10 protein-coding genes are annotated in these 9245 nt (G+C 66.6%); 3 read left to right on the forward strand and 7 right to left on the reverse strand.

Features of this window, described 5'->3' with window-relative positions; genetic code table 11:
- Complete coding sequence (locus ACLJO0_RS11945) at positions 1-2523, forward strand: tetratricopeptide repeat protein (protein WP_410578326.1); 2523 nt, start codon at positions 1-3, stop codon at positions 2521-2523.
- 3 nt (positions 2524-2526) lie between these two features.
- Here ACLJO0_RS11945 and ACLJO0_RS11950 read toward each other — a convergent pair whose 3' ends face one another.
- From ACLJO0_RS11950 to ACLJO0_RS11965, 4 genes are read right to left on the reverse strand one after another with little or no spacing between them, the layout of a single operon-like run.
- Positions 2527-2832: a hypothetical protein gene (locus tag ACLJO0_RS11950; RefSeq protein WP_410578328.1), complete on the reverse strand. Its 306-nt coding sequence runs from the start codon at positions 2830-2832 to the stop codon at positions 2527-2529.
- A gap of 55 nt (positions 2833-2887) precedes the next feature.
- Entirely contained in the window at positions 2888-3193 is a 306-nt protein-coding gene (locus ACLJO0_RS11955) for a hypothetical protein (protein ID WP_410578330.1), read from the reverse strand.
- Positions 3194-3198: 5 nt separating this feature from the next.
- A complete protein-coding gene (locus ACLJO0_RS11960) occupies positions 3199-3735 on the reverse strand; it encodes a hypothetical protein (protein ID WP_410578332.1) in 537 nt (178 codons plus the stop codon).
- Positions 3736-3774: 39 nt separating this feature from the next.
- A complete protein-coding gene (locus tag ACLJO0_RS11965; protein ID WP_410578333.1) occupies positions 3775-4629 on the reverse strand; it encodes an alpha/beta fold hydrolase in 855 nt (284 codons plus the stop codon).
- Between the two features lie 266 nt (positions 4630-4895).
- Between ACLJO0_RS11965 and ACLJO0_RS11970 the strand changes: the two genes are divergently transcribed.
- Positions 4896-5186 (forward strand): hypothetical protein, encoded by a 291-nt coding sequence (locus ACLJO0_RS11970; protein WP_410578334.1) that lies wholly within the window; start codon positions 4896-4898, stop codon positions 5184-5186.
- A 135-nt stretch (positions 5187-5321) separates the two neighbouring features.
- On the opposite strand, the gene ACLJO0_RS11975 is transcribed toward ACLJO0_RS11970, so the two are convergent.
- Positions 5322-5735 (reverse strand): hypothetical protein, encoded by a 414-nt coding sequence (locus ACLJO0_RS11975; protein ID WP_410578336.1) that lies wholly within the window; start codon positions 5733-5735, stop codon positions 5322-5324.
- Between the two features lie 144 nt (positions 5736-5879).
- Here ACLJO0_RS11975 and ACLJO0_RS11980 point away from each other — a divergent pair, with 144 nt between their 5' ends.
- Complete coding sequence (locus tag ACLJO0_RS11980) at positions 5880-6353, forward strand: hypothetical protein (RefSeq protein ID WP_410578338.1); 474 nt, start codon at positions 5880-5882, stop codon at positions 6351-6353.
- Here the strand turns inward: ACLJO0_RS11980 and ACLJO0_RS11985 are convergent.
- Both ACLJO0_RS11985 and ACLJO0_RS11990 read right to left on the reverse strand, forming a co-directional pair.
- On the reverse strand, positions 6350-7183 hold the full coding sequence (locus ACLJO0_RS11985) for a hypothetical protein (RefSeq protein WP_410578340.1): 834 nt from the start codon (positions 7181-7183) through the stop codon (positions 6350-6352). The two genes, ACLJO0_RS11980 and ACLJO0_RS11985, sit on opposite strands and share 4 nt — an antisense overlap.
- A gap of 675 nt (positions 7184-7858) precedes the next feature.
- The gene (locus ACLJO0_RS11990; RefSeq protein ID WP_410578341.1) at positions 7859-9112 is read right to left on the reverse strand and encodes a DUF222 domain-containing protein; all 1254 of its coding nucleotides are present in this window, start codon (positions 9110-9112) and stop codon (positions 7859-7861) included.
- Positions 9113-9245 lie beyond the last annotated feature (133 nt).

The following is a 9245-nucleotide window of genomic DNA, read 5'->3' on the forward strand; positions in this document are numbered from 1 at the left end:
GTGACGGAGGAACAGCCGCTGAGCCCGGTCGGAGCTCGGTCGTACGACGAGCTCTCCCAGCGGCTGCGGCAGGCGTTGGCCTGGGCCGGGTTGACCCACCGCGAACTGCACCGGCGGGTGCGGCGCTTGCGCACCGCCCGGGGGTCGGTCGACCTGCCCGCCTACAACACCGTGTATCGCTGTCTGCTGCCGGGACGCAAGCGGCTGGACGTCGAACTGGTCGTCGACATCGCGGCCGTGCTGCTCGGCATGGACGTCGCGGCGGAATGGCGGCAGGCGCACCGGGTGATCACCGGACACGCCACCGAGGCGGCCGTGATCAGCGTGGCCGATCACCTGCCAGCCGGGGTCGGCGGGTTCGTCGGCAGGCAGGAGCACCTGCGCCAGGTGCTGGAAGCTGGGCCGGACGACGCCGGCGTGTGGGCGATCTCCGGAATGGCCGGGGTCGGCAAGACCCGGTTCGCCAGCGAGGTCGCGCGGCTGCTGGCCGAGCGGGGCCGGTTCGCCGACGTGCGGCTGGTGGTGAATCTCCGCGGCTTCGACGCGGATCGGCCCGCCGCGGACCCGGCCGCGGTGCTCGAAGGCTTTCTGCGACGGCTCGGGGCGTCCGGTAGCGAGATCGGCTGCCTCACCCTCGCCGACCGGAGCGCGCTGTTCCGCCGACTGCTGGACGGACGGCGTGCGCTGATCCTGCTGGACAACGCGGCGTCGGTCGACCAGGTGCTGCCGTTGCTGCCCGCCCTGCCGACCTGCCTGGTGCTGGTCACCAGCAGGCGCCGCCTCGTCGGGTTGGAGGCGGCGCGGCACGTGTCGCTCGACGTGTTCACGCCGGAAGAGTCGGTCGAGTTGCTCCGCGACGGGATCGGCGACGAACGCGTCGACGCGGAGCAGGGCGAAGCGGCCGACATCATCGAACTGGTCGGACGGCTACCGCTGGCCCTCGCACTGGTGACCCGCCGGTTGGCCGCCTCGGACGAGTGGACGATGGCCGACCACCGGGACCGCCTTGCCGATCTGCGGACCATGCTGCGGCTGGACGACGGGGTCGAAGTCGCATTGCGCACGTCGTATGACGAGCTGGCCGAACAGGACCGGGTATTGCTCGGCCTGCTCGCTGCCTACCCAGGTCGAGATGTCGACGACCACGCGGCCGCGGCGTTGGCGGGCGTCGAAGTCGGCGTCGTCCGACGGCAACTCGACGACCTGGTGGCGGCCAACATGGTCACCGCCCGCGCGTCCCGGTTCGAACTGCACGACCTGGTCCGGGTGTTCGCCGAGAAACGCGTCCGGGAGAACGTCCAAGCCCGGGTGCGCCGGGCCGCGGCGGTCCGGCTGCTCGACTTCCAGCTGGCCACCGCCCGTGCCGCGCTCGTCACCTGTTTCCCCCACGAGGCGGAGCGGTGGGAGGACCTGCCTACCCCCGCTGTGCGGGCCCTCGGGTTCGACGGGGCGGACGAGGCGATGGCATGGCTGGACGCCGAGCGGGTCAACCTCGTCGTCGCGTCCACCTGGGCGCTGAGCGAGGGACGTGACGAGCACGTGACGCGCCTCGCGTGCGTGATGACGAGCTATTTCGAGGCTCGCGTTCACGTGAGTGACGCACTCGCCCTGTTCGGCAACGCCGTCCGGGTCGCGTCCGGTGTCACCCGAGGGCACGTTCTGAACGGGCTGGCCATGACCCAGTGGCAGCGGGGGAAAACCGCCGAGGCACTCGTCGTCCTGGAGGACGCGATCAAGGAGTTCTCCGCCGCCGGTGAATCCGATTACGTCGTCAACCTGTCGGGGAACGTAGGCCTGTTGCTGACCAGCCTCGGCGACTATCGCGCCGCGTTACCCTGTTTCCGGCAGGCCATGGAGTTCGCCGTGGCGAGGAACAACGAGTCGTTCCGGGCAAGGCAGTTGTGCAATATCGGCCTCGCCGAGATGCGGCTGGGGAATTATCCCGCCGCCGTCGACGCTTTGTCCCAGGCCCTCGACGTGACCAGGGCGAGCGGTGACCACCTCTGCGAATGCCGGACGCTCGACGGTCTCGGCACCACGTTCTGGCGGATGGGAAAGGACACCGACGCAGGGGCCTGTTACGAACAGGCGCTCGCCGTGGCGAGGCAGACGCACAACCGGGCCGACGAGGGCAAGGTACTCAACCATCTCGGTGTCCTGCTCGTCGCGGCAGGACGGTTCGACGACGCGTTGGCGCATCACCGGCAGGCCATCGATCTGGCCAAGGAGATCGGGAGCAGAGAAGGACTCCTGGCCGCGAGCAACGACATGGCCGCGACCCTGCTCGCCGCCGGGCGGGCGGACGACGCCGTGCGTTGCCTGCGGCAGTCGATCGAGTCGGCGACCGCGGCGGACAGCCGCTACGAACTGGCCAGAGCCCAAAGTGGACTCGGCGACGCACTGTTCGCCGCCGGTGATCCGGTCACCGCACGGAAACACTGGCAGACCGCGCACGCCGCGTACACCGAGATGGGTGTGCCGGAGGCCTTCGAGGTCCACGAGCGTCTCGTGCCGGGTATCTGAGGATCACCCGGCCTTCTTCCCGAAGAGGGGCCCCTTCGAAACGATCAGCCCGATGCCGAAGGTCAGCACCGTGATCCCGAAGAAGCAGAGCAGCAGGCCGCCGATCTTCGCCTCGGCGTCCGTGTCCGGGCTGCGCGCCGAGTTCGAGGAACCGGCGATGACAGAATCTGGATCGGCGATCGCATCGATCCCGACGACGAACAGGGCTACCGCGCCAAGGATCAGGACGATTCCGCGGATGACGCGCCCGGCGCTACGGCGCGGCGGATCGGCCTGTTGACCGTGTTCGGTGGCGTTGGACTCCGACATGGCCCGCAAGATATCAGGGGCCGCCCGGTAAACCCGGTTGCGGCAGGCCGGCCGCTCAGCCCCCGGGGTGGCGACGCCCGGGAACGAAGCGCTCGCAGTCGAAGACCATCTCAAGTGGCGGACATCGCGTGGCGGGCCGCCAGCCGGCGCGAAAGGCGTCACGAATGGCGCGGCGGACCTGCGTCTGCGTAGGCAGGAAAGCGTGATGGTAGGGGTCGAGAAGCAGAACCTGTCCGTCGGTGCCGTCCTCCTTGACGCGGATCACGCGCGTTGTTCTTTCCCAGTCGGCATCGAGGTGCCAGAGGAACGACTGGCCGTTGCGAAGCGAGACTCGACGAGTGTCCTTCTTCGGCCAGGTCATCGTGATCACTCCTCGGATGGCCCGATGGGCAGCGCCATCAATGATCCGGTACGTAGGAGGACGTATGCGTCTCTCCACTCGGATGCGGATTGTGGTGGCGGGAGTTCGACTCCGGCTATCCCGCCAGTTGCAGCGAACTCCGTCATGAGGGCGGCCATCAGATCAGCTGCCTCCCGCGTCATCTCGGACGCGTTCGATGGATCATCGAGACTGAGGCCGAGTACAAGGGCTCCTTCTTCCGTAACGGTGACGATGGCGCCGTAATGCCCGATCGCTCGGAGGTACAGCGACAAGGCACGTTCGGCTGCGTCATCCCGGCGTAGCTCCGCCAGCGCGTCAGCGTCACCATGAGCGGGGTCGTGCGAGACAAAAGTCCGAACGAACGCCGGGAATCTCGGGTCGCCCGGCTGCTCAACGTCGACGTAGCGATCGATGAAGCGCGACAGCGAGCCGTCCCGGTCGCCGGGCTCCACCCACACGTAGACATCGAATACCGGGGGCACACCAGATGGTACCGCGCTGCCTGGCCGGATCACGCTCATCGGCAGAAGCGGACGTTCGCCAGACGACCCGAGGTTGGGTCAGATCCGTGTTCCGCCGGTGGAGGCTGTGGCGATCGCGTGGATTTCGTCGATGACGGCAGGCCACAGTTCCCGCGGCAGGTCGTGCCCCATTCCTGGATAGGTGACGAATCGTGCGCCGGGGATGGCGTCGGCGGTCGCCCGTCCGGCGCGGACCGTTTGCAGCGGGTCGGCCTCTCCGGTGATGACAAGAGCCGGAACGCGGACGCGCGACAGTTCCGCTCGCCGGTCTCCGGACGCGAAGACCGCCGCCGCCTGGCGGCGAAACGCGGCGAGATCGGTCCGGTGTTCGTGTATCCGGCGGCCGAGATCGCGAATCCAGTCTTCGTCGTGCGGATAGCCGGTCGATCCGACGATGCGGAACACCCTGACCATCTGCGTGCCTGCGGCGTGCGGGTCCGCCGGCTTCTTCCGGTGCGCCGCGGCGAACTTGACCAGCGCGCTGATCTTGCGCCGCTCCCACCGCATCAGGTGATCGGGCGCCGACGACAGCGACGTCAGGCTCAGCACCCTGTCGGCATGACGGGTGGCCATGGTCTGGGCGATCATGCCACCCAACGACACACCGGCAACGTGCGCACCGGCCCAGCCCAGCGCGTCGAGCACGGCCGAGCCGTCCGTGGCCATGTCCGCCAGGGTGTACCGCGTCGCCGCACGTGAAGACCGGCCCGCGTCTCGATTGTCGAACCGGGCGACGTGGAAACCTCGCTCCACCAGAGACGCGCAGAAGTCCTCGTGCCACCCCTCCATGGGGGCCAGACCGCCCTGGATCAGCAGCAAGGGACGCCCTCCTGGCCTGCCGAACGTCTCGTAGGCGATCTCGATGTCACTGTTGCGCGTGAACGCGACACTCACGGCTGCTCCACCTCGTTTCAGTAACACGGCGTTTCTAGAAACGGGACGTTACCAGAACGAGCCGAGCGACGAGGTTGACAGACAGGAGAGGTGAACGCCTTCTCAGCCGAACGCCTGCCGGTCGGAGTGCAGCTCATCGGCCCGATGTTCGAGGACCGCACCCCGCCGCGCCGGGCCGAACTGCCCGAGCAGCAGATCGGCAGCTTCGGGCACCGAGGCAGGGAGCGCCCGCCAGCAGAACTCGATACCACCGGCATACTCCGGTAATGACCGATTTTCCGGCGGACGTGGAGACGCATTACCGGCGTCCGGCAGCACAACGGCGCTGGCCGCCGGAGACCGAAGCCGCGTTCCGGGCAAGCGTCGCACGGTATCGGGCGTTGGACGAGAGCCCCGGCCCTCGCCGGTACTACGAGTACGTGGATCATAAAGGCCTGGTCGACGAAGGAGCTCGCTGGCTGTGGGAGGCGATGGTGGTCGACCACGAGACAGTGGCCATCAAGCAAATCGAGCAGGATTCCTCCGGGACCGTTCACTGCTTTCACTGCTATCGGTGACGGCATAGCGAGGATGACGCCGGCATGCGCGCGGGTTCGGCGGACGCACGATCAGCGGCAGAAGCGGATGTTCGTCAGGTATCGACGGTGCGGTGTCCACAGATGCTCGTGGTGTGCCCTGGTGCCCTGGTTGAGTCAGGCGAGGTCTTCGAACGAGTCCTCTCCTGGGCGCCAGCACATCCATTGGCCGTCGGTGAAGCCGGTCAGGGTTGCGATCTCGGGTCCGGCGAGTTCGGCCCGCGTCGGGTGCAGGGCGAGACTGCCCGTGTCGAACTCGAGGCTCAGTCCCGTACCCGTGGCTTCCTCAGTGGAGACGACCGTTGCGGTGATCAGGGACCGCAACGCGTCGGCGTAGCCGGCTCTGCCATCGGGGTACGTGCCGTTGACGACGGTGACCGTCGGCACGGCGTCGCAGGTGAGGATGGGCAAGTCACCGCCGGGTCGGTCGAATTGCAGTTGTACGTAGTCGTACACGAAGTTCACGGAGTACAGCCGAGACCCCACCAGCCTGCCCGGCAACTCGTTCGGCATGTACCTGTGCGCTGCCATGCCGCCAGCATGCCGGAGCGGACTCGCGTCATCGGTGGAAGCGCACGTCACGATCGACCGATCAGTGGCATGAGCGGACGTTGGACCGTTAGGGTGTCGTTGCCGCTCGGCCCGCCGTGGGGCTGGCCGGTACCGTCTCCTGGTATGGACACATCCGCCTTCGCGCTGATCTTCGGTGATGGAGTCGTACGGGCGAAGCTGGACTGGCAACGGGTCGTTGACGAGTGTGTCGTCGAGGAGCGGTATAGCCGTTCCCGCAAGGAACTCGGCGAACTGTGCACCGTTTGGTACGCCGATGAGTCCGGACGCGACGCCGGCTACGACCACCAAGGCACCCGTCCGTTGCGGGTGTCAGAGGTCGCGGTCACCGAAGCGTCGTGGCCGCGCGCTCGTGCGTCCATGATCGCTGCGCTGCGAGCGGAGTACACCCGCACGGCCAGGCCCGTGCAGCTGACACTCCCGGGTTACCGAGTCGGTGACGAGGTGGTGCTGCTCGACGGCAACCATCGCGCGGCGGCGGCGTACCTGGCCGACGCCGATACCCGGTTGTTGCTCTACATTCTTTGTGGCCCAACAGATTCCGGGATGTTGCCCGATCTTCGGCACTACTCGCGCTAGGCCGCTTCCTCTTCCGCGCCCCGTTCCACGGTGGGGTACTTGGCCTCCGCCTCGCGCATGGCGAAGTCAAACGCCAGGTTGCGCAGTGCCTCGCCCTGCTCGGTCTTGCGCAGGCGCAGCACGGCGGCCATGATCGCGAGGCTGATGAGCACTGCTCCCGGCAGGGCGATGATCTTGACAGCGACAGGCGTGCCCGACAGCACGGTCGCGTCGAGGGCGACGAGGAGCACGGGCACGATGGTCGACACCAGGATGTTGATCTCCGCCTCGGTGTTGTCGACGCTGAGCGCAGGCGCGCGTCCGCGCAGCCACAGCTTGCTGTAGGAGAACAGGTGCAACGACGCGTTCGCCTGATGTCCGCCGCCCGCGGGCAGGCTGCGATCGAGGGCGTCGTCTCGGCGCTGCTCGTGGGAATCCAGGTGTCGCAGGATCGGGTGCAGGCCGGCGAGACGCTCGGCGAAGTCGTCGCCGAAGGAAACCCGAATCCTGGCCCACGACGCAGGAAGCGTGGGCGCTGCTTTGCGGCGGTCAAACCGCTCCACCAGGGCGGTGAGCTTGAAGCCGACCTCCCTGGCCAGATAGCCGATCACGAAGCTGGCCGCGACGGCCACCAAGACGAGCACGACAATGGCAGCGCCCTTGACATTGGCCAGCGTGTTCATGATGAACGCGATGTCGGACTGTCCGCGCCTGGCAAGGTGCACGCAGAGCACGAGAAGCTCGGTCACCACTACGGCCCCTGGAAGAAGCACACTGGTCAAGTAGATGGCGGTGTAGAAGCTCATTCTGCTTGGCGCGGACTTGGCGACGAGTCCGCTGACAGGCTCCATGCGGCCCAACTCTAGATCGACCCGGGGGACCTGGGTAGGCAATCAGGGATTTCTACCTGACAAGACCAAATCGTCGCTCCCGACGCCTCAGAGGGGAAGGGGCTGGCCCGCAGGCGATAGCAAAGGTCCTTTGCTCCCCCGCGCGGTGACCGTGTGGATTTCTGGTCATCCAACGCACCAAAATCCACACAGTCAGCGACGACCCTGACAGCAAGTGAGCGGTGTGCGGATATAGGGACACTCAACGTCCCTATATCCACACACCCCCTCCCGCGACACCAAAGGTCCCCGCTCCCTTTCCGCAGGTCAACACACCAGGCGATACTCACAGGACAGCGCCTAGTTGCACACCCGAACCGCCACTCTTGCCAACAAGGACGCAGTCGTGAGGCTCGCCGATCGGGAGCAGATCGCCCCGGACCTCCGGATGGGGGTGAACGCGCCGTCGTTGCCAACCTGCTGATGTAAAGGACCCTGCCCGAAAGACCAGCACCAGCGAAGTGAGGTGGGTTCTCGGCGTTGAGGTCAGGTCTGCGGAGTCGCCGTTGAAGCCGTAGCGGACGACGGTGTTGTTGTCGCAGTCACGCGGGTCGCGGCGGACGATGCGGTCGGTGGAACTTTCCGGTGGGCATGCCGAGGGGCCCGTCGCCGTTGTGACTGGCGGGCTCCTCGGGGTCAGACGTGGTGGAGGGTGTTGCGCCGGGGTTTTCGGAGCGGATCTCGGTATTGCGGCGGGATGCACTCCGGTAACCCATCGCCCGCCATCCGTACTTCCCAATCACCGTGATGGATCAACCGGTGATGGAAACCGCACAGCAGCACCAGATTCCGGAGATCCGTAGGGCCTCCGTCTGCCCAGTGACGAATATGGTGAGCGTGACAATGCTTCGGCCGCCGATGACACCCAAGGAACGCACAGCCACCATCACGGATGTTCAACGCACGCCGCTGACCGGGAGTGACGAACCGCCGCAACCGCCCCACATCCAGCGGCTCACCGGCGGCGCTCATCACGACCGGCAGCATCAGACAGTCGCAGGCCGCCAGCCGGGCCTCGCGGGCAGTCATCGTCCCGACAAAGTCGAGGCACGCGGTCCCGAGACCGGATTGCAGTGCGTCGAGTCCGACGGTGACATGCAGCAGAGTGCGATAGCCACTGGTCCCAGGCTGATCCGGGCACGCGATCGCCAAGTCCAGGATGTCGACCCAGGCGTCGCCCATGCGTTCGCATTTCATCCGCAGATCGGCCTGGCCGAATTCGTCGACCGGCCGCGGCGCCGCATACGCCTCCAAAGCCGCCGCGGTGCGAGCACCGGTCTCGTCATCGAGCAAGCCGGTGAGCTTCCAGAACCCGTCCTTGCGGCGCTCCAGGGTGATCTCGCGGCGCGGTTCCTTGGGTTCGGGGTCTTTCGGTTCGTTGCCGTCGGGGTCGAGCCAGGCCAGGAGGTTCGCTTCGGCGTCGGAGAGCTGGCGGGGTCCGGCGTCGCGAGCGAGGTCGGCGAGGATCTTCTCCGCACTCGCCCGATCCTCAACAGAGGTATCGGCCGGGAGCTTCTTCAAGATCTCCAGGATCTGGTCGATCCGCTCATCCCCGACCAGCCCCTCGGCAGCGACAGCAGCCGTAGCGGGCGCGACAGCCGGAACCTCCGTGCCGTCCAACGCGCGGGTCGGGTTCAGGGCGATGGCCCGATTCACCACCGCACCCGCCTCACCAACCGACAACCCCGCTACATCAGCGAACCAGTTCGCCGTACGGCCATACCCGTACAAGTCCTTGACACCCCGAGACTCGATCTCCGCCAGGAATTGCCCCAGTCCGGCGGTGGTCATCCTGATCACCTGCAAAGACTGCTGCACGCCATGGGCAAGCTCCAGCTTGCCGGCGCGCCACAGTTCCTGCGGCAACTCGGGAAGGAAAGTCTCGGACACCCCACAAGAATACCGCAAAAAAAAATCGAACAAGCGTTCGTAATTTTAAGCGACAATGAAATCGAACAAATCCCACTGAAGGGTGATTTGCGCCGAGAAGGAGTTCACACTTGCGTGACCGAGAGCAGGTTCC

It is taken from the genome of Amycolatopsis sp. lyj-108 (assembly GCF_046549005.1).
GTDB lineage: Bacteria > Actinomycetota > Actinomycetes > Mycobacteriales > Pseudonocardiaceae > Amycolatopsis.